This window comes from Microtetraspora sp. AC03309, assembly GCF_020826795.1.
Classification (GTDB): Bacteria; Actinomycetota; Actinomycetes; order Streptosporangiales; family Streptosporangiaceae; genus Microtetraspora; species Microtetraspora glauca.
In genome coordinates this window covers 1-19,594 of record NZ_JADDIL010000026.1, presented here as the reverse complement: position 1 = coordinate 19,594, position 19,594 = coordinate 1, and the positions used below count along the sequence as shown (strand labels likewise).

The window sequence follows — 19,594 nt, the reverse complement described above, 5'->3', positions numbered from 1 at the left end:
TTCGTGCCTCCTAGCGAAGCTTGGGGTCGAGTGCGTCGCGTACGGCCTCGCCGAGCATGACGAAGGTGAGCACGCAGAGGGACAGGAACGCGGCCGGGAAGAACATCGCGTGCGCGCCGGTCCGGATGTACCGGGTGTGGTCGGCGATCGCGATGCCCCACGAGATGACCGGCGTGCGCAGGCCGATGCCGAGGAGCGACAGGGTCGCCTCGGCGCCGATGTAGCTGCCGATGGTGATCGTGGAGTACACCAGGATCGGCGCGAGCGAGTTCGGCAGCAGGTGCTTGAAGATGATCCGGAACGGGCCGGCGCCCAGCGCGCGGGCGGCCTGCACGTAGTCCTGGTGCTTGGCCTGGATGATCGACGACCGGGCGATGCGCATGAGCACCGGCCAGCCGAGCACGGCCAGCACGATGATCACAACGGTCATGATCATGGTCTTACCGGGGTTGGACTGCACCGGGGCGACCGAGCCGAGGATGATGACCGCGCCGAGCACGTACGGCACGCCGAGGAACATCTCGCCGACGCGGGAGAGCAGCGAGTCGAGCCACTTCCCCTGGTACGCGGCGATGACGCCGGCGATCCCGCCGAGCACCACGGTGCCGAGCGTGGCCAGCACACCCACGATGATCGAGGTGCGCGCGCCGTAGATGGTGCGCGCGAACACGTCCCGGCCCTGCAGGTCGAAGCCGAACCAGGCGTCCTCGCTCGGCCCCTCCATGCTTCTGGCGAGCGTGGCCCACTCGGGGTCCTTGTGCGTGAACAGCGTCGGGAACGCGGCCATCACCAGGAACACGATGAGCATCACGAAGGAGATCCAGAAGATCTTCCTGCGCTTCAGGATGTCCCAGGTGTCGTACCAGAGGCTGCGCGGCTTCCCCGACGAGTTGGCGACGGCGGCGGCCGAGGGCTCTGGCGTTCCCTGGATCAGATCTTGCGTGGCGGTCGGTTCACTCATAACGGATCCTCGGGTCGAGCACGCCGTAGAGGAGGTCGACGAGCAGGTTGGCGAGCAGATAGACGAGAACCAGCAGGGACGCGACGGGCACCACGATCGTGAAGTCGTGGTTGTTGATCGCGGTGAAGAGCAGTCCACCGATGCCGTGGATGTTGAAGATGCCCTCCGTCACGATCGCGCCCGACATGAGCGAGCCGATCTCGGTGCCGAGGAAGGTCAGTGCCGGGATCAACGAGTTCCGCAGGAGATGCACGCCCACCACGCGGCGGTTCGTCATGCCCTTGGAGACCGCGGTACGGACGTAGTCGGACCGGCGGTTCTCGACGATGCTCGTCCGGGTGAGCCGGGCGGTGAACGCGAGGTTGAGGCTGGCCAGCACGAACGCCGGGATCAACAGCTCGCCGACGGTCGCCGCGTCGGACACCGTCGGGTTGATCCACTGGAGCTGCACGCCGAGCAGCCACTGCAGGATGAAGCCGGTGACGAAGATCGGCAGCGACAGCATGACCAGCGTGGAAATCGTGATCACGTTGTCGATGAAGCCGCCGCGCTTGAGACCGGACAGCACGCCGGCCGCGATGCCGATGATCGCCTCGATGGCGACGGCCATCAGGCCGAGCCGGATGGTGATCGGCCAGGCGTCGGCGAGCTGCGAGGCCACGGACACCTGGTTGAAGTTCACGCCCAGGTCGCCGGACAGCAGGTTCTTCAGGAAGTGCCAGTACTGCACGAGCATCGGCTGGTCGAGGCCGAACTGCTCGCGCATGGCGGAGATGTAGGAGTCGGGGCAGGCCCGCTGGCCACAGCGCGCGGCGAACGGATCACCGGGGAGCTGCCAGACCATGAAGTTGATGAGGAAGGTCGTGCCTAGGAGCACGGGGATGAGTTGCAGCAGGCGCCGGATGGCATATCGGCCCATGCGCACCTCCACTCTGACGCTAAAGGTCGTACATGCATCCCTACCGGTCAACAATGCCGCAGGTGGATGAGTGCGGAGGACCGAAAGGGAGGGCTGGACAGTGGCGGATCCGTGACTTTACGTATCCGCCGTCAGACAGCCAGCGAGGCCGGCCCCGGTCTGGAACCGGCCTCGTGGCGCATGCGAGGCGAGCCTACGCTTCCTTGATCGCGATGGAGAGCGGGTCGAGCACACCGAACGGCGTGACCTTGACACCGGTCACCCACTTGGACGTGCCTGCCTGCAGACCGTACGACCACAGCGGAATGGCGTTCATCTCCTTGACCAGCATGGCCTCGGCCTCCTGGTAGTGGAGGATCGACTGCGCCGGGTCGGTGGAGGTGTCGGCTTCCTTCAGCTTGGCGTCGAGTTCCTTGTCGCTGAACTCACCGTCGTTCGAGCCCGCGCCCGTCTTGTACAGCGGGTTCAGGAAGTTCTCGATGCTCGGGTAGTCCATCTGCCAGCCCGTGCGGAACGCGCCCTTCATCTTGCGGTTCGTGATCAGGTCACGGAACTCGGCGAAGGTCGGCGTGGCCTTGCCCACGACCGTGAAGCCGGCGTCGGCGCCCAGGGCCTGGTTGATGCTGTTGGCGGTGGCGTCCACCCACTCCTTGTGCGCGGAGTCGCCGTTGTACCAGATCGGGTACTCCTTCGGCGGGGTGTAGCCCGCGGCCTTGGCCTTGGCGAGGTACTCCTTGGCCTTGGCCGGGTCGAAGGTGCAGAACTCGCCACACGCGCCCGGAGTCTTGTAACCCTCGACCAGCGGGGAGATCCAGCCGTCGATCGGGACACGACCCTTGTTGAAGATCTTGTCCGTGATCGTCTTCCGGTCGATCGCCAGGGACAGCGCCTTGCGGAAGTCCGCGTTGCCGCCGAACTCCTTGTCGTACAGCGGGAAGGTCACCGTCTGGATGACGCCCTGCTGGCCCTCGATGGCGCGGTCGCCGAGGTCGCTCTTCCACTTGTCACCGGCCAGGGCCGACGGCGGGACGAGCTCGGTGAAGTCGAGGTTGTTGGACACCAGGTCCGCGTAGGCCGCGTCGTCGTCCTTGTACATCTTGTAGACGATCTTCTTGACCTTGGGCTTCTCGGCGCCCGGGTAGTCCGCGACGGCCTCGACCACGATCTGCGAGTTGTGGTCCCACTTCACGAACTTGAAGGGGCCGTTCGTGACCGGGTTGGCGGCGAACGCCTTGGGGTCCTTGAAGAACGCCTCGGGCAGCGGGGAGAACGTGGTGTAGCCCAGCTTGGTGCGGAACACCGCCTCGGGGGCCTGCAGCGTGACCTTGAAGGTGAGGTCGTCGATCACCTCGAGGCCGGACATGGTCTCCTTGGCCGGCTTCGGGGCCTCCTTCGGCCCGTCGGCGCCGTCCGGGTCCTCGGTCGCGACGTCCGAGTAACCCTCGACGCTGCCGAACCACCAGCCGCCGTTCTGCGCGTTCGGCGTGTACGCGGTGTAGTTCCAGGCGTCAACGTAGTTCTTGGCGGTGACCGGCGTGCCGTCACTCCACTTCAGACCCGGCTTGAGCTTGATCGTCCAGACCTTGTTGTCCGGGCTCTCGATCGACTCCGCCTGGCTCAGCTCGGGCGCGGCCGTGTCGGTGTTGTACTTGATCAGCTGGTCGTACACGAACTGGTTGATCGTGCCGCCGCAGGTCTCGTTGATGTTGCCCGGGACGAAGCCGGTCTGGGGCTCACATCCCCGGATGTACACGGTGCCGTCGGCCGCGCGGGGGTTGGTGCCGCCGTCGCTGCCGCTGCCGCCGGAACCGCTGCCGCCACCGCCGCACGCGGCGACCCCAAGCGCAAGCAGCGCGGTGCCCGCGGCGATCTGTGCGCCCTTAGCTACGCGCATAGTGGATTGATCCTCCCTCTAAGGATGGGCATTGGCGGGCATGACCCGTTCACTCGCGCGGGTTCCTCGGATGGTGGTGAGGTTCCCTCGTTTGCAAACATGGTCAAGCCTGCTGACGCCCTGCCAGTCGTCGCGAGCATCCCTCACTCCGCACACCAGACGAGTCTCTGGTGCATTGCAGTTCGGTCACACGTGCGTCGGTGGGGCGTCATACGCATACCAACAAGGTCGGGCTAAATGCCGATACGAAGCCCAAACCACCCAATAAGGTACACATAGGATGCGGTTGATGGGGCATCGGCGTCTCCATGGCATCGGACCCGTGCCGTTGTCCCCATACCACGAGTCGCTGGGCTACCTTTGACCAAGCCGCGGCCCCGCTCCCCGCGACGGTCACGGCCGACGTCCACGAGAGGCCAACGGATCACCATCACCGGTCTCTTACTCATCACCATCCAATAGAGTCCATCCCATGAGCCAGCCGGATTCCGCGGTCGCGGACGCCCAGGCGGGCGGCGGGGCGCCGGAGTCACTGGCCGCGCTCGCCGAGCGCCACGGGTTGCGACGCGCCATCGCGCGCCCCACCCTGCCCGCGTACCTGCGCCAATTGTGGACGCGGAGGCACTTCATCCTGACGTACGCCACGTCCAGGAACGTCTCGAAGTACTCCGAGTCCGCGCTCGGCCAGCTCTGGCAGGTGCTCACGCCGCTGCTCAACGCCGCGGTCTACTGGCTGATGTTCGGTGTCATCCTCGGTCAGAGCAAGAACATCGACAACTACCCCGCGTTCCTCATCACCGGGGTCATGGTCTTCACCTTCACCCAGCGGACGGTGATCAGCGGCGCCAAGTCCGTCTCGTCGAACCTCTCGCTCATCAGGGCCCTGCACTTTCCCCGCGCCTCGCTTCCCCTGGCGTACGCGGTGCAGGAGCTGCAGCAGCTCGGCTGGTCGATGGGCGTGCTCATCGTGCTCGTCCTGGTCACCGGCGAGCCGATCACATGGCTCTGGCTGCTGATCCCGGTCACGCTGGCCCTGCAAATGGTCTTCAACGTCGGCGCGAGCCTGTTCATGGCTCGCGTCGGCGCGTTCGTCCGCGACACGAACCAGCTCCTGCCGTTCATCACCCGCACCTGGCTGTACGCCTCCGGCGTCTTCTACAGCATCAGCGAGCGCACGGAGAAGCTCCCCGACGTGCTCCGGTGGGCCCTGGAGTTCAACCCGGCCGCCGCCTACATCGAGTTCATGCGCGACCTGCTGATCTACCAGCGATTCCCGGAGCGATGGGCGTGGATTACCTGCATATTCTGGGCGATATTCGCGCTGATCGTCGGCTTCTGGTACTTCTGGCGGGCCGAGGAGAGGTACGGACGTGGCTGAGCTGACCAAGGAGCTGTCCCACGTGGCCCAGGAAGAATCGAAGGCATCCCCCGAGGAGCTCGGGACGCCGACGGTGATCGTCGACAACCTCCACATCGTCTACAAGGTGTACGGCGCCGCCTCGGACTCCCAGAAGGGCAATGCGGCGAACGCACTCATGCGCATCGCCAGGCGCCAGGGCCGTCCCCAGATGAAGGAGGTCCACGCCGTCAAGGGCGTCTCCTTCGTCGCCCGCCACGGAGAGGCGATCGGCATCGTCGGCCGCAACGGCTCAGGCAAGTCGACGCTGCTGCGGGCCATCGCCGGGCTGCTCCCGCCGCACAAGGGCGCGGTCTACACCGACGGCCAGCCGTCGCTGCTCGGCGTCAACGCCGCCCTGATGAAGGAGCTCACCGGCGAGCGCAACATCGTCCTCGGCTGTTACGCCATGGGCATGTCCCCCACCGAACTGCGCGAGAAGTACGACGAGATCGTCGACTTCTCCGGCATCGGCGAGTTCGTGCAGTTCCCGATGTCGACCTACTCCTCGGGCATGGGCGCGCGGCTGCGCTTCGCCATCTCCTCGGCCAAGACCCATGACGTCCTCCTCATCGACGAGGCGCTGGCCACCGGCGACCGCGAGTTCAAGAAGAGGAGCCAAAAGCGCATCAAGCAGATGCGCGAGTCCGCCGGCACCGTCTTCCTGGTGGCCCACAACCTCGACGTCATCGAGGACACCTGTAGCCGCGTCATCTGGCTGCACAAGGGCAAGATCAAGATGGACGGCGACCCCTCCGAGGTCCTCGCCGCGTACAACAAGGCCTGAGCGCGGCCAGTGGCGACCGCGCGGCGGCCGTACCAGGATGGGTGACGACCATGATGTCGACCCATCGGAGGACGGATCGTGCCGACGCAGCCGCCGATTCCCTATGACCATCTGCCTCAGGTGCCCAGCCTGACCGTCGAGAGCGACGACGTACGGGACGGGGAGCGCCTGTCCGACGCCTACGTCTTCAACGACTGGGGCATGACCGGGCAGAACCAGTCGCCGAACCTGCGCTGGTCGGGCGCGCCCAAGGGCACGAAAAGCTATGCGGTGACCTGCTTCGACCCGGACGCGCCCACCGGCAGCGGATTCTGGCACTGGCTCGTGTACGACATCCCCGCGGACGTCACCGAGCTGCCGACCGGCGCAGGGACGGCCCCGGGCTTCGCGGGCCTTCCCGAGGGGGCCGCGCACGCGCGCAACGATTACAGCCAGAAGTCCTACGGCGGCGCCGCTCCGCCGCCGGGCTGGCCGCACCGCTACGTCTTCGCCGTGCACGCGTTGAAGGTCGAGAAGCTCGGGGTGGGCGACGACGCGCCACCCGCCGTGGTGGGGTTCAACATCACGGCGAACACCCTGGCCCGCGGTTACATCGCGCCGACCTACGAAACCTGATGCGCCCGTGCCGGTGTTCCACTATGATTCGAACGTAGATTCGACCTGGACACCGGAGGGCGGGATGGGTGACCTGGCGACGGCGATCGACCATTTGGCCGCCGAAGATCCCTCGGAGCTTCCGTTGAGTTTGATCGCCGAGCAGCTGATCGATCTGCACTGGCAGATGGCCCGGCTGCAGGCGGAGATCGGGCGGCGCACCTGCCTGCGCGGCTCGTTCAACTGATCCGGCGCCAGGCGCGGGGGAGCGCGTCCCGCGCGCGTGGTTCCACGACCTGGCGGCCCCGGCCTCGCCCGGGCGCCACGCTGACGACATGAGAGAACCGGCCAGCACCTGGAGGGTGTCGGCCGGTTCTCTCATGTTCTTTCAGTGTTCCGAGTGCTCCGAGTGCGGCGACCGCACCCGGGGCGGCACCCGATCACCGCTCACTTGGTGCGCGCGGGGTAGGTCGTGCCCGGCGTGGTGGTCGTGGTGGTGGTCGTGGTCGGCGTACCGGTGGTGGTCGTGCCGGTGGTGGTGGTCCCAGTGGTGCCGGTGGTGCTCGTGCTGCTGGTGCTGGTGTTCTTGACCACGGTCACGGTGTTCCACGGAACGACGGTCGTGTTCACCGTCCTCACCCAGCCGTTGGAACGGGTGGTGGTGACCGACGAGGTCGACTTCACCGTGTTGAGGCCGGTGGTGAGCACGCCGGGCACCAGAACCCTGACGCCGGCCAGCGCGTTGACGCCGACGTTGACGTTGAGCAGGGCGCTGAGGTTCGCCACGAGACCGACGTTGATGGCGGCGTTCACGTTGGCGGTGAGCGCGGCCGAGGCGTTGGCCAGGGCGCGGACGTTGCCCACCAGGACGACGACGGGGATCCGGATGCCGGCGAGGACGGCCACGCCGGCGCCCAAGTGCGCGTCGACGAAGGCGGTCAGGGTGGCGGCCGCGTTGGCGGCGGCGCTGGCCGCGACGGCGAGCTGGGCCGCGACGACGGCGTTCGCGTTCACCGTGGCGACGGCCGCGGCGTTCACGTTGGCGGTGAGGGTGGCGGCGACGCTCGCGGTGAGGTTCGCGGCGGCGGTGAGCTGGGCTTGAACGTTCGCGTTCACGTTCGCGGTGAGGGCGGCGGTGACGTCGGCGGTCAGGTTGGCGGCGGCCACGAGCTGAGCCTCGGTCGCGGCCTTGACGTCGACGACCGCGCCGAGCGCGACGTTGGCCGTCGCGACGAGCTGCGCCGCGACCACCGCGTTGACGCTCGCGTCCGCGTGAGCCGCCAGGTTCGCCACGGCGGCGAGCTGGCCCTGCAGGGAGCCGGTCGCACCGGCGACCACGTCGGCGCGGACGTCGGCGAGCACCCTCGTGACGGCCGCGAGCTGCGCGTCGGTGCCCGTGTCGGCGGCCGAGGCCTGGGCCGGCACGGCGGACATGCCCGCGATACCGGCGGTGATGAGGACCGCGGCAGCCTTAATGATTCGATTCATAATTCCCCCGGTTCATATCCCTTTTCACGAGAGCGGGAATTACCCCCCGTGCGTCGGCGTACGTCGCCGACCAGGACTCAGCTACGGACGGCATTTCTATCACCCTTCTCGAAGGGTGGGCTGCCGCGCTCGTCCGCACCTCAGCCAGGGCAGAGGACCGGAATTTCCGGAAATCTAAGGCCTAGCGATCACCTTCCAGTCATCCCCAAGAATCCCTTTTCATCGGGATATCCGGCGAAGCGATCCCCGGCCTGGGAAAAAGGCTCGGTAAACATGCCTCCCAGGCCGGGCGAACAGATTTTCCGATCGCTTGAGAATTCAGACGGATACGGAGGCCGGCGACGGACGGCGGAGGGGGTGATTCCGCCTGTGCGTCAGGCGCTGAGCCGGCTGGGAGCGCCGGAGAACTCGAAGGGGAAACGGTCCCCGAACGCCGGTCTCAGATCGGTGAGCCAGACCGCTTGCGGGTCGTAGTGGGCGAAGAAGGGACGCCCGACCAGTTCGGGATCCCGCGCCTGGATGAAATGGAGGACGAAGACGCGCTTTCCGGCGACCTCCGCGACGCCGTCGACGCAGACCTTTCCGGGGGTGGCCGACATGGACGGCCCTCTGACGGTCCGGCACAGCCCGGACACCTGCGCGTACGCGTCACGGAAGATCCGGTGAGCGTCCGCGAGCTTGACCGCGAAGTAGTCCTGTGGACCGGTGTCGCGCTCGACGAACATGTAATAAGGGATCATGCCCATGGCCGTCTGCCGCCGCCACATGTGGGACCAGACGCCGGGACTGTCGTTGATGGAGCGGATGAGCGGTGCCTGTGTCCTGATCGTCGCCCCGCTCTCCAGGATCCGCCCGACCGCCGTCTGGACGATGTCGGGTTCGAGTTCGCGCGGGTGCGAGAAGTGCGCCATGAAAGCGAGGCTCTTGCCCGACTCGACCACCTCGGCGAAGAGCTTGAGCGTCGCGTCGGCGTCGGGATCTCCGACGAACCTGTCCGGCCAGTACGCCAGGGACTTGGTGCCGATGCGGATCGACTCGATCTGCTCCAGCCCGAGCAGCGGATCGACGTACCGGCGGAGGACCGCCTCACTCATGATCATCGGGTCGCCGCCGGTGAAGAGGATGCTCGTCACCTCGGGATGGGACTTGACGTACTCGACGAGGTTCCCGATGTCGTCGGACGCCATCTTGAGGTCGGGCTCACCGATGAACTGGGCCCAGCGGAAGCAGTAGGTGCAGTACGCGTGGCAGGTCTGGCCCTGCTTCGGGAAGAACAGCACGGTCTCGGGGTACTTGTGCTGCAACCCCGGAACGGGTTCGCCACCCACACGGGGCACGTTGAGTTCGAGTTGCCCGGCCGGATGCGGGTTGAGCCGCATCCGGATCTCGCGGGCCGCCTCCTGAACCCGCGTCGCCGGCGCGCCGTCGCGCAGTAGGCCTGCCAGCCGTGAAACGTCGGCCTCGGGCAGCATGTCCTCCTGCGGGAAGACGAGCCGGTAGATCGGGTCGTCGGGGACGGCCGACCAGTCGATCAGCTCGTCGACGACGTAGGCGTTCGTGCGGAACGGCAGGACCGTCGCCACGGCGCGGACCCGCAACCGGGCCGCCTCATCGAGGCCGCCGCGGCCGAGAAGCTCGTCGAGATGTTTGGTGGTGTAGGCCCGGAAGCCTCGCTTGCTTTCGCTAACGATCACTCGGCCTTCCTTTCTCGGTAGGTTTTGGGAACTGTGTAAACCAACTACCCCCGTCGCGCGTCTGAGGTTCCCATATAACCCGAGTCACCGCCTCCACGGCAGGTTCCACAGGCAGGAAACTTCCTTGTGAGGTTCTGCCGTATGTCATCAGATCTCGCGACATATCGCGAAAGGGAGTATCGTCGGCTTGTGACTTCCTTGACCCCATATGGCGATGGAGACGCAGGCCAGCGTGCCTCGGACGCCGACCGGGACAGGGTCGCGGCCGTCCTCGGTGAGGGCCTGGCCACCGGCCGTCTCACCTCCGCGGAGCATGCGGACCGGCTGTCCGCCGCCTACACCGCCGTGACGCTTGGCGACCTCGTCCCCCTCACCCACGACCTCCCCGACCTCCCCGGCACCACCGCTACGGCGGCGCTGAGGGCCGAGCGGCAAGAAGTGACCGCCGTCTTCAGCAAGGTCATCCGCAGCGGGCGCTGGGTGGCCGGCCGCCACACCGAGCTCCGCTCGGTCTTCGGCGCGCTGATCATCGACCTGCGCGACGCGGTGCTGCCCGGCCGGGAGATCACGCTCGAACTCAACTCGTTCTGCGGCAAGATGATCGTTCGCGTGCCCGAGAACGCCAGGATCATGGACGAGGGCAGCGCCCTGTTCTCCAAGCGCCACGTCTCCGGCGGCCAGGAAGGGGACGGGCCGCTCATCAGGGTGACGGGAAAGGCCCGCTTCGGAAAGATCATCCTGTCGCGGGTCGCCACCGACGTGCACTCTCCCTGGCACGGCTGACCGTCCCGCTCGCACGTACGGTCTACGCTCACGCCAACGATCCGCGCAGGTGGCAGACTCGTGAGGTGAACCGATTGGACCGCGTTGCGCCCGACCCGGGCCCAGTCGGGGCGCTGCCGGTCGCCCTCGACGCCATGGGAGGGGACAACGCTCCCGGCGAGATCGTGGCGGGAGCCGTCCAGGCGGTCAGGGAACGCGGGATCCCCGTGGTCCTCGTGGGCCAGCCGCGGCTGCTCTACGAGGCGCTCGCCGCGTACGACGCCACCGCGGAGATCCCCATCGTGCGCGCCGAGGAGGCGCTCGCCATGGACGAGGGCGCGCTCGCCAGCCTGCGCCGCCCCCGCTCCAGTATCGCCGTCGCCTGCCACCTCCTGCGGCGCGGAGACGCGTCCGCCGTCGTCTCCGCCGGGTCCACCGCCGGAGTGGTGGCGACCGGAAAACTCCGGCTGCGCGGACAGCACGGCGTCGGCCGGCCCGCCATCGCGGTCACCCTCCCGACCCGGCCGACGCCCACCGTGCTCCTCGACGCGGGCGCCAACGCCGACGCCAAGCCCGAGATGCTGGTCCAGTTCGCGCACCTCGGCGTGGCCTTCGCCCAGATCGCGCTCGATCTTCCCCGGCCTCGGGTCGGGCTGCTCACGATCGGGTCCGAGGCCGAGAAGGGCAACAAGCTCATCAAACGTGCACACGAACTGCTCTCCGGCACGCCCGGGATCGACTTCGACGGAAACATCGAGGGGCACGACCTGCTCACCGGCCGGGTCGACGTCGTCGTCGCCGACGGCTTCACCGGGAACGTCGCGCTCAAGACCCTCGAAGGCAGCATCAAGTACGCCTTCGGACAGTTCAGGGAGACGATCGAGGAGAGCGCGGTGGCGCGGTTCGGCGGCATGCTCCAGCGCCCCCGGCTACGCGAGCTCTACCGCCGGCTCGACCCCGAGGCCCACGGCGGTGCCGTACTGCTCGGCCTGAACGGGACCGTCGTCATCGCACACGGCTCGTCCAGGGCCGGCGGCGTGGCCGCGGCGTGCGAACTCGCCGCGCGCCTGGCCGCCGGGGAGATCGTCACCCGCATCGGTGAGCGGATCGCCTCCATCCCGAGATCGCATCGGCTCTGGTGACGCGCGTTTCCGAGCTGGAAAACGGATGGACGGCCGTCGATAAACTTGAGCACATGACCGACCCGCAACTCGTGCTCGCCGAGCGGGTCCAGCAGGCGCTGGGCACCGCCTTCGGCCAGGAGTACTCAGGCGAAGACCCGCTGATCAGGCCCTCACAGTTCGCCGACTACCAGGCGAACGTCGCTCTCAGCCTGGCCAAGCGGCTCCGACGTACGCCGCGGGAGGTCGCCCAGGCCCTGGTGGACGCGCTCGACACCGGCGACATCAGCGTCGAGATCAGCGGCCCGGGATTCCTCAATCTGACCCTCGGCGACGGCTGGATCGCCACCCAGGCCGCACGGCTGCTGGCTGACGAGCGGATCGGCGTGCCGCAGCCCGCGCCCAAGACCGTCGTGATCGACTACTCGGCGCCCAACGCCGCCAAGGAGATGCACGTCGGGCATCTGCGCACCACGATCGTGGGCGACACGCTGGCGCGCACCCACGAGCACCTCGGCGACCACGTCATCCGGCAGAACCACCTCGGCGACTGGGGCACGCCGTTCGGCATGCTCATCGAGCACCTGCTCGACATCGGCGAGGAGGAGTCGCTCGAGCGGCTCGCCGCCGGTGACGGCAACGCCTTCTACCAGGAGGCCCGCCGCAAGTTCGACAGCGACCCCGACTTCGAGGCGCGCGCCCGCCTCCGGGTGCCGTTGCTGCAGGGCGGCGACGCCGACACCCTCCGCCTGTGGCGCGAGTTCATCGAATTCACCCAGCGTTATTTCAACCGGGTCTACCAGCAGCTCGGCGTCACCCTCACCGACGACGACATCGCCGGCGAGAGCATGTACAACCCGATGCTGGCCGACGCCTGCGACGAGCTGGAGCACTCCGGCGTCGCCGTCATCAGCGAGGGCGCGCTCTGCGTCTTCCCGCCCGGCTTCACCGGGCGCGACGACCAGCCGCTCCCGCTGATCATCCGCAAGAGCGACGGCGGGTACGGCTACGCCACGACCGACCTCGCCGCGATCCGGTACCGCGTGCGCGACCTCAAGGCCGACCGCATCCTCTACGTCGTGGGCGCCACCCAGTCGCTGCACTTCCAGATGGTGTTCGCCTCCGCCCGCCTCGCCGGGTGGCTGACCGACGAGGCCAGCGCCGAGCACATCCAGATCGGCAGCGTGCTGGGCAGCGACGGCAAGATGTTCAAGACCCGCAGCGGCGAGTCGGTCAAGCTGACCGAGCTGCTGGAGGAGGCGGTCATCCGGGCCGAGGCCGTCATCGCCGACCGCGGCTACGACGCCTCCGCCCGCCGCTCGATCGCCCGCCAGGTCGGCATGGGCGCGGTGAAGTACGCCGACCTGTCGGTCAGCCACGACAGCGAGTACGTCTTCGACTTCGACCGGATGCTGGCGTTGACCGGCAACACCGGGCCGTACCTCCAGTACGCCACGGCCCGGATCCGCTCGATCTTCCGCAACGGCTCGATCGACCCGTCCACCGTGAGTGGGCCGATCATCCTCGGCGAGCCCGCGGAGCGCGCTCTCGCACTGCAACTCCTCGGCTTCGGCGCGGTCGTCGAGAGCGTCGCCGAACTGTCCGAGCCGCACCGGCTGTGCAACTACCTGTTCGACGTGGCCCAGGTGTTCACGTCGTTCTACGAGAACTGCCCGGTCCTCAAAGCCGAGGACGAGGCCGTACGACAGTCCCGCCTGGCGCTGTCCGCGCTGACCCTCCGGGTCCTGCTCCAGGGGCTCGACCTGCTCGGCATCGAGGTGCCCGAGCGGATGTGACGGCTCTCCCCGCCTGGAGCCACCGGTTCCGGGCGGGGCAAGTCCCCGCTCGCCGTTCGGCGCGTCTCGTCCAGATATGCCGCCGCGACGGTCTAGTCTTGACCCGGTCAGGGAGTGTCCGCCGATCCCCGCAGCGCGCGTGGCCACCGCCAGGGGCGGTTCTTCAGTCGGCGGCATTTCGTCACCTTCTCGGGGAGCGTTCTGCGTTGAGCATGGACCTGAGCAAGAACCCCGACGTCGCGGGTCTCGCCGACACCACCGAACTGCATCGGTACGCTGAGGCGCTCCTGGTCCACCTCACCGCCGACGGGAGCGCGCCCGTGGCGCCGCCCGGTCTCGACGACGTATCGGACTACTGGCTCGCCCCCGCCGTCCAGGCCCTGGTCCTCACCATGGCGGGCGAAGACGCGATGGAACCCCTCTCCCGCGCCGCCCGCCTCGACGAGGGCCGCACCGCGCTGTTCCTCTGCCTCGCCCTCGCCGTCGCCGGCCATGGCGACCGCATCCACGCCTCCTGGCTCGGCACGGCCTTCGGCGACCTCAGCGACGACCACCCGGTGACCTCCGGCCAGCGGGCGGTGTGGCTCGCCGCGGCTCGCGGCGCGTACGGACCGGTCGGCAAGATCTTCGTGCTCCGCAAGCTCGACGCGGTCGCCGTCCCCGCCGAGGACGCGCTCTGGTTGGACGCCCTCGTCCCCGACGATCCCGCGATCGTAGTACCGCCTTCGCTCAAGGACTTTCCCCAGCTGGCCGAGATCCCCGAGATCGCCGCCCCGGCCCAGGCCGCCGACCGGCTCACCCGCCTGCGCGAGCGCTGCGCCGAGATCACCTCCTCCCGGCAGCCCGCCACGGTCTCCAAGATCGTGACCGGCTCGGTGTGGCCCGATGCCGAGCCCATCGCCGTCCTCCGTACGCTGATCGGGCAAGGAGGCCACGAGGGGCCGCTCAGCTCGCTCCGGGGCCATCTGCTCCAGGACGTCCAGCCCGGCGCGGAACCCCACCTGGCGGCGCTCGCCCTCCATGTCGCCGCCCCCGCGGTGAAGGCGGCGGCGGAGTCACTCCTGCACGCCGCCCAGGAACCGCCTCCCGAGGCGGTGACCGTACCGGTGCTCGGCCATCCCGCGATCCTTCGCCCCGAAGGCCCCGATCGCAATTCCATGCACGCGGCCGAGCACGGCGTCGTCACCGAGTCCGTGCGGAACCGCCGGGGAAACTGGCTGGGGTACGTTCTCATCGGCATCGGCGTCGTCCTGCTCGGCACCGGTTTCGCGGTCCACCTCGTGGCCGCGCTCGCCGGGATCGCCGTCGCCGGCTGGGGTGGCTTCCTCCTGTGGAAGCGCCGGGTCCAGGAGCAGGCCGATCTCGACTTCGTCCAGGCGCGGCTCGCCGAGCTGAACGAGACCGCCGAAGGCGCGGTCTGGGCGCTGCACGAGCACGCGAGAGAGTCGCTGAAACGCGCCGACGCCGCCACCGAGGACTTCGGCGAGCTCACCCGCCTGCTCCGGCGCGGCCCCCGCGCCGCCTGACCGCGGTCGTCCTTTTACGGCCGGACCACCGTGGCCTTCTCCATGTACGTCGTCGTGGGATGTGCTCTCTGGTCCCCGTGCCGGACAGGTGCCGCGCCACCGCTGTGGCCGGCCGCAGGCCTGTCTCGATGTGGTGACGCCTGCCGGAGCTCGGGCTTCTCGCAGCCGTTCCGGCCACTGCCTGATCCGGGAGCCGGTGTGCTCTACTGGGTCGTTCCACGGGCCGAGCCGGGACGGGCGGATAGAAAGAGGCCCGGAAGCCCGGCTCGGCGTCAGACCATGGAGACTTCGACGTTGGCAGGAGTCAGCAGGAAGACCTTCTCGGCGATCCGCTCGATCCGCCCCTCGCAGCCGTACGCCAAGCCGGCCGCGAAATCCACCATCCGGGTGGCCTCGGCCATCGACATGCCGACCACATCCATGACCACCGCGTGCCCCTCGCGGAAGTGTCGTCCAACCGTCAAAGCGTCGTCGTACTTCTGCGGACGGACCATCACGATCCGTGCGGGCTGCTCCGCAGGCTGCCAACGCCTGGCCGCCCGCTCCGACGCCGGCATCCAGTCATCCTCGTATTCCTCGTCGCCATAGGGCTCGTCATACTGCTCAACGGCGCCCAGACCAAGGTAGCTCGCCACCTTGCGCACTGCCCCCATCGGCACTTCCTTTCCCCGAGATCCGGCCGCATTGGGCTACCCCGATAGAAAGGACAGTAACCACCGATTCGGCCCCAGGCGGGCGACACGCCCGACTGAATTTCATTTTGTCCGGCGTACGCCCCCGCGCCAGGCCGCATTCACGGCGTCGATAGCATCACCCACATGCGTATCTTCACCGTCGATTCGTTCACCGACCAACCTTTCAAGGGTAACCCGGCGGCCGTCTGTTTGCTGGAAGCCTCGGCCGCTGATTCTTGGATGCAGTCCGTCGCCGCCGAAATGCGTCACTCGGAAACCGCGTTCGTACTCGGACCCGACGCCTCGGGACGGTACTCGCTACGCTGGTTCACACCATCCGTTGAGGTCGCGCTGTGCGGGCACGCCACCCTCGCGGCGGCACATGTGCTCTATTCGACGGGTCGCGCCGAAGGCAAGATCGAATTTGCGACGAAGAGTGGAATTCTCGCTGTCAGCCAGTCAGAAGACGGCTCGATAGTGATGGATTTCCCGGCGCATTCCCCGTCGGAAATCACCCCGCCGAGCGGTTTGGCGGAGGCCCTCGGCGTTCCCGTACGGTGGACCGGAATGGGCGGGTTCGATCTACTGGCCGAGGTCGAATCGGAACAGGCGGTGCGCGATCTGACCCCTGACATCGACGCGCTGACCGCCTTCGATGTCCGAGCCGTCATCGTGACCGCCCCCGCCGCCTCCACGCACACACCGACGGCCGGAACCGCCTCCGTACCAACAGGTGGACCCGAGCACGTGTCACCGGTCGGACTCTCTTCAGAGGGCGCCGAACTTACGACATTCGGGGAACCCGACTACGTCTCCCGCTTCTTCGCGCCCCGCGTGGGCGTCCCCGAGGACCCGGTGACCGGATCTGCTCACTGCGTGCTCGCCCCGTACTGGTCGGCCAAACTGGGACGCGACACCCTCGTCGGCGCGCAGTTGTCAGCGCGGTCCGGCGTGATGCGCACCACCATCAAGGGCGAGCGCGTCGAACTCGTCGGCCAGGCCGTCACCATCTGGTCCGGCGAGCTCCACGCATAGCGCTGGAGCCGTGTCGCCTGACATCGTGGATCACCTTCGCCGCCCATGGCCACGAGGCCGCGCTCTGGATACGCAGATGCATTGTGTAGTGGGGAGTTCCGGTGGTTGATGTCCTTGCGGCCTGCGGCTGTGGGGCGAGTCGCGGTGGTTGGTGTCCGTAGGCACGGCGACGGGGGCTTGCTCCGGCCGGCCGTGATAGTGGGCCTCTGGTGATGCCGCTCTCGCGGCCGTCGCGGGCGCGGTGGTTGCTGGCACGGTCTTACGCCGGCCTCCACAAACCCCCGCCTCCGCACCACCCTCTCCCGCCATACACCTACTCGACACCCAATCGGCCGCCTCCATTGGCTCACAGCCGGCTCCCAAGCCATCCGCACACTTCGCCGCAGCCCTACTCCGTGGCGGTATCCCGCCTCCAGCCACACGACACGACGTCCGCCTCACGCCGCCCGGCGTTGGTCTGGTTCGGACCGTCACTGATCATCGATGGATGCAGGTGTTCCCGGCCTCCCGCCCGGAGTCAATCCACCCATCCACTGGGCTGCAGCCCCACCAGCTGGTGCGTCCAATCGCCCGACGTGGCGGGCCACAGCCAGATCCCCCGGACTCCTCCTCCCGGGCGAGTCAGTCGGACTTCTCCTTCCCCGGGCCGAGCCAGGCCCGCCGCCTACGGCATGGTCGCGTAGCGACGGGGTTTCTGGGCCCACACCTACCAGCGGTGCAGCTCGTCGGCCTGGCGCAAAGGCGCCAGCGGCGGACGCCGCACCGGGCGGGTCCTCGCGCCCCTGGCGGCCGAGGGCTACATCGTCATGCACGACCGCGCCATCCCCGGGAGTCGAGCCAACATCGATCACCTCGTGATCGGTCGCTCCGGCGTCTGGGTCATCGACAGCAAGGCATGGCATCGCCGTACGCGCATCTCCGGCCACGCCGGAGCGCTATGGATCGGCGGCCGCCCAGCCACGTCCACCGTGCGGGCCCTGCAGTACGAGCCCAGCGCCGTAACCGCTGCGCTGACACACACAGCCAGCCCGGTTCCGGTTCACGCGCTCGTAGCCGTCCACGGCGCCAAGCTGCCGCGCTGGGGCGGCCCACTCACCGCAGGCGGCGCGACGCTCCTGCGAGCCCGTCCTCCCCACCTATCCTCAACCTTCACATTGCAATGCCCTCGGCTGGACGTCTGCCCGCGCCCCGGCCCCGGGGCACCCGGCTCAACTGAACTGGCTGCGGCTGGCCGTTCAGCTGCAGGCATGGGCGCGTCAGGGGGCGGCGGCCAGGCGTCCCATCACCGTGTATGCCTGCTGCAGGGTCAGCGGTCCTGCCGGGAGGGGGTGTGCGGCTTCGGCGCGCAGGCCGTCAAGCGTGAGAGCGACGGCTCGGCGCCAGATGTCGGGGGCGGTGCTGGCGGCGGCGCGGGCCAGGAGGGCGTTGGTGCCGAAGATGAACAGCAGGTCCTCGCCGGTGTAGTCGGGGCGGAGGGTGCCGGCCTGCTGAGCGCGGGCGATGAGGCGGGCGGCGGCAGCCTGGATGCGGCCGCAGACGTCCATCAGGCGTTCGGCGTCGGGGTAGCGGCCGGTGACCACGTCGCTGATGGCCGGGTCGGTGGCCTGTAGCTCGCACACTTTCTCGACGTAGAAGGCGAATCCGTCCCAGGCGTTCTCGCGGGCCAGCGCCTCCTCTGCCACCTCGTCGAGGCGACCCACGGCGAGGTCGGCCACGACGGCGTTGATGAGCGCCTCACGGCTGCCGAACAGGTTGTACAGGGTGCCGTGGCTCACGCCGGCATGGCGGGCGATCTCCTTCAGCGGGACCTGCAGGCCACGTTCCCGGAAGAGCTCGGCCGCGGCCACCCGCAGCCTTTCGGCGTTTCGTTGCGCGTCGGCCCGCATCCGGTGTTCCTCCTGCTCATATGAGGGTTCGACCCTAAGGCCGCATCCCCGACGACACTAACTTGGGCCACGGGTCAACTTACTGCTAGCCTCGGCGAACAACTTGACCCCATGGTCAAGTTGTTATCGTCGCAAGGAGAGATCCCATGTCCAAAGTGATCGCCATCTTCGGCGCCGGTACCGGCCTGGGCGTGTCGCTGGCCCATCGCTTCGGCCGCGAAGGCTTCCGCGTCGCTCTGGTGGCCCGCCGCAAGGACCGACTGGAGGCGCTCGTGGAGCAGCTGGCCGCCGACGGCATCGAGACCGCCGCGTTCCCCGCCGACCTTGCCGACCCCGCCCAGGTCCCGGCTCTCATCGACGCGATCCGCACCCGCTTCGGCCGGATCGACGTCGTGGAGTACGGGCCGGTCAACGCCAGCCTGACGTTCACCGCCGCGACCGTACTGGAGGCAGCCCATCTGGAACGGCTCGTCCCGCTGCTCCTGCTCACCCCGGTGGAGGTCTTCCGCGCGGTACTGCCGGAGATGACCGAGCGCGGCGACGGCGCCGTCCTGATGACCACCGGCGCCTCCGCGGCCCACCCGGTGCCCTACCTCAGCGGCCCTGGAGTCGTCATGGCCGCCGCCCGCAGCTACCTGTACTCCCTCAACGGGGAACTCGCCGACAAGGGCGTCTACGCCGGCACCCTGTCGGTCGCCGCCGCCATCGCCCGCAGCGAAGGAGTCCAGACCGCCGCCGAGTCGGCCACCGCCGCCCGCGCCGACGCGCCCGCCGACGACCAGGCATTCAACGGCGAGCAGTTCCCCGTCGTCGACCCCGACGACCTCGCCGACATCTACTGGGACATGTACACCCGCCGCGACCGCGTCGAGCGGATCCACCCCACCTGGCCCGGCCAGTAGGCCGATTGGCGGCCGCGTCACCGCAGGACGCCGGCACCAGGTCGCGGACCACGAGCACCTGCCGGCGGCCCGGCGTCGGGCCGAGAGTACATCTCACACGGCGATCGGAGCGAATGCTCGCGTAGACAGGCCGAGCACGACCGGCCCCAAGCCCGCGAC

17 protein-coding genes and 1 pseudogene are annotated in these 19,594 nt (G+C 68.3%); 11 read left to right on the top strand and 7 right to left on the bottom strand.

What is annotated here, in order from left to right; translation table 11 throughout:
* Window positions 1–10: 10 nt before the first annotated feature.
* The 3 genes from IMZ11_RS17390 to IMZ11_RS17380 form a co-directional block, all read right to left on the bottom strand.
* On the bottom strand, window positions 11–961 hold the full coding sequence (locus IMZ11_RS17390) for an ABC transporter permease (protein ID WP_228642644.1): 951 nt from the start codon (window positions 959–961) through the stop codon (window positions 11–13).
* Window positions 954–1,880 carry an ABC transporter permease gene (locus tag IMZ11_RS17385; protein ID WP_228642642.1) on the bottom strand — a complete coding sequence of 309 codons (927 nt, stop codon included), beginning with the start codon at window positions 1,878–1,880 and terminating at the stop codon, window positions 954–956. The genes IMZ11_RS17390 and IMZ11_RS17385 overlap by 8 nt, the downstream gene beginning before the upstream one ends.
* A gap of 193 nt (window positions 1,881–2,073) precedes the next feature.
* A complete protein-coding gene (locus IMZ11_RS17380) occupies window positions 2,074–3,774 on the bottom strand; it encodes an ABC transporter substrate-binding protein (protein ID WP_228642640.1) in 1,701 nt (566 codons plus the stop codon).
* Window positions 3,775–4,246: 472 nt separating this feature from the next.
* Here IMZ11_RS17380 and IMZ11_RS17375 point away from each other — a divergent pair, with 472 nt between their 5' ends.
* The 4 genes from IMZ11_RS17375 to IMZ11_RS17360 all read left to right on the top strand — a co-directional run bounded on the left by IMZ11_RS17375 (window position 4,247) and on the right by IMZ11_RS17360 (window position 6,798).
* Entirely contained in the window at window positions 4,247–5,152 is a 906-nt protein-coding gene (locus IMZ11_RS17375) for an ABC transporter permease (protein ID WP_228642638.1), read from the top strand.
* A gap of 22 nt (window positions 5,153–5,174) precedes the next feature.
* Window positions 5,175–5,957, top strand: coding sequence for an ABC transporter ATP-binding protein (locus tag IMZ11_RS17370; RefSeq protein WP_228642784.1), 783 nt, complete (start codon window positions 5,175–5,177; stop codon window positions 5,955–5,957).
* Between the two features lie 78 nt (window positions 5,958–6,035).
* On the top strand, window positions 6,036–6,572 hold the full coding sequence (locus IMZ11_RS17365; protein ID WP_228642636.1) for a YbhB/YbcL family Raf kinase inhibitor-like protein: 537 nt from the start codon (window positions 6,036–6,038) through the stop codon (window positions 6,570–6,572).
* Between the two features lie 64 nt (window positions 6,573–6,636).
* Complete coding sequence (locus IMZ11_RS17360; RefSeq protein ID WP_228642634.1) at window positions 6,637–6,798, top strand: hypothetical protein; 162 nt, start codon at window positions 6,637–6,639, stop codon at window positions 6,796–6,798.
* Window positions 6,799–6,998: 200 nt separating this feature from the next.
* On the opposite strand, the gene IMZ11_RS17355 is transcribed toward IMZ11_RS17360, so the two are convergent.
* Together IMZ11_RS17355 and IMZ11_RS17350 are read right to left on the bottom strand one after the other, a co-directional pair.
* Complete coding sequence (locus IMZ11_RS17355; protein WP_228642632.1) at window positions 6,999–8,039, bottom strand: hypothetical protein; 1,041 nt, start codon at window positions 8,037–8,039, stop codon at window positions 6,999–7,001.
* A gap of 374 nt (window positions 8,040–8,413) precedes the next feature.
* On the bottom strand, window positions 8,414–9,730 hold the full coding sequence (locus tag IMZ11_RS17350; RefSeq protein ID WP_228642782.1) for a KamA family radical SAM protein: 1,317 nt from the start codon (window positions 9,728–9,730) through the stop codon (window positions 8,414–8,416).
* Between the two features lie 192 nt (window positions 9,731–9,922).
* On the opposite strand from IMZ11_RS17350, the gene IMZ11_RS17345 reads away from it, so the two are divergent.
* The 4 genes from IMZ11_RS17345 (at window position 9,923) to IMZ11_RS17330 (ending at window position 14,938) form a co-directional block, all read left to right on the top strand.
* Window positions 9,923–10,516, top strand: a complete 594-nt coding sequence (locus IMZ11_RS17345; protein ID WP_228642630.1) for a DUF1707 domain-containing protein — start codon at window positions 9,923–9,925, stop codon at window positions 10,514–10,516.
* A gap of 74 nt (window positions 10,517–10,590) precedes the next feature.
* The gene (gene plsX / locus IMZ11_RS17340) at window positions 10,591–11,637 is read left to right on the top strand and encodes a phosphate acyltransferase PlsX (RefSeq protein ID WP_305075886.1); all 1,047 of its coding nucleotides are present in this window, start codon (window positions 10,591–10,593) and stop codon (window positions 11,635–11,637) included.
* Window positions 11,638–11,690: 53 nt separating this feature from the next.
* Window positions 11,691–13,412: an arginine--tRNA ligase gene (gene argS / locus IMZ11_RS17335; RefSeq protein ID WP_228642628.1), complete on the top strand. Its 1,722-nt coding sequence runs from the start codon at window positions 11,691–11,693 to the stop codon at window positions 13,410–13,412.
* Window positions 13,413–13,624: 212 nt separating this feature from the next.
* The gene (locus IMZ11_RS17330) at window positions 13,625–14,938 is read left to right on the top strand and encodes a hypothetical protein (protein ID WP_228642778.1); all 1,314 of its coding nucleotides are present in this window, start codon (window positions 13,625–13,627) and stop codon (window positions 14,936–14,938) included.
* 272 nt (window positions 14,939–15,210) lie between these two features.
* On the opposite strand, the gene IMZ11_RS17325 is transcribed toward IMZ11_RS17330, so the two are convergent.
* The gene (locus IMZ11_RS17325) at window positions 15,211–15,591 is read right to left on the bottom strand and encodes a cell division protein SepF (protein ID WP_061260749.1); all 381 of its coding nucleotides are present in this window, start codon (window positions 15,589–15,591) and stop codon (window positions 15,211–15,213) included.
* A 165-nt stretch (window positions 15,592–15,756) separates the two neighbouring features.
* On the opposite strand from IMZ11_RS17325, the gene IMZ11_RS17320 reads away from it, so the two are divergent.
* Window positions 15,757–16,647 carry a PhzF family phenazine biosynthesis protein gene (locus tag IMZ11_RS17320; RefSeq protein ID WP_228642626.1) on the top strand — a complete coding sequence of 297 codons (891 nt, stop codon included), beginning with the start codon at window positions 15,757–15,759 and terminating at the stop codon, window positions 16,645–16,647.
* 749 nt (window positions 16,648–17,396) lie between these two features.
* A pseudogene (locus IMZ11_RS46715) lies at window positions 17,397–17,693 on the top strand (nuclease-related domain-containing protein); the annotation flags it as partial.
* A gap of 210 nt (window positions 17,694–17,903) precedes the next feature.
* Here the strand turns inward: IMZ11_RS46715 and IMZ11_RS17315 are convergent.
* Window positions 17,904–18,533 (bottom strand): TetR/AcrR family transcriptional regulator, encoded by a 630-nt coding sequence (locus tag IMZ11_RS17315; protein ID WP_228642621.1) that lies wholly within the window; start codon window positions 18,531–18,533, stop codon window positions 17,904–17,906.
* 146 nt (window positions 18,534–18,679) lie between these two features.
* Between IMZ11_RS17315 and IMZ11_RS17310 the strand changes: the two genes are divergently transcribed.
* Window positions 18,680–19,435, top strand: a complete 756-nt coding sequence (locus IMZ11_RS17310; protein ID WP_228642619.1) for an SDR family oxidoreductase — start codon at window positions 18,680–18,682, stop codon at window positions 19,433–19,435.
* Window positions 19,436–19,594: the final 159 nt, after the last annotated feature.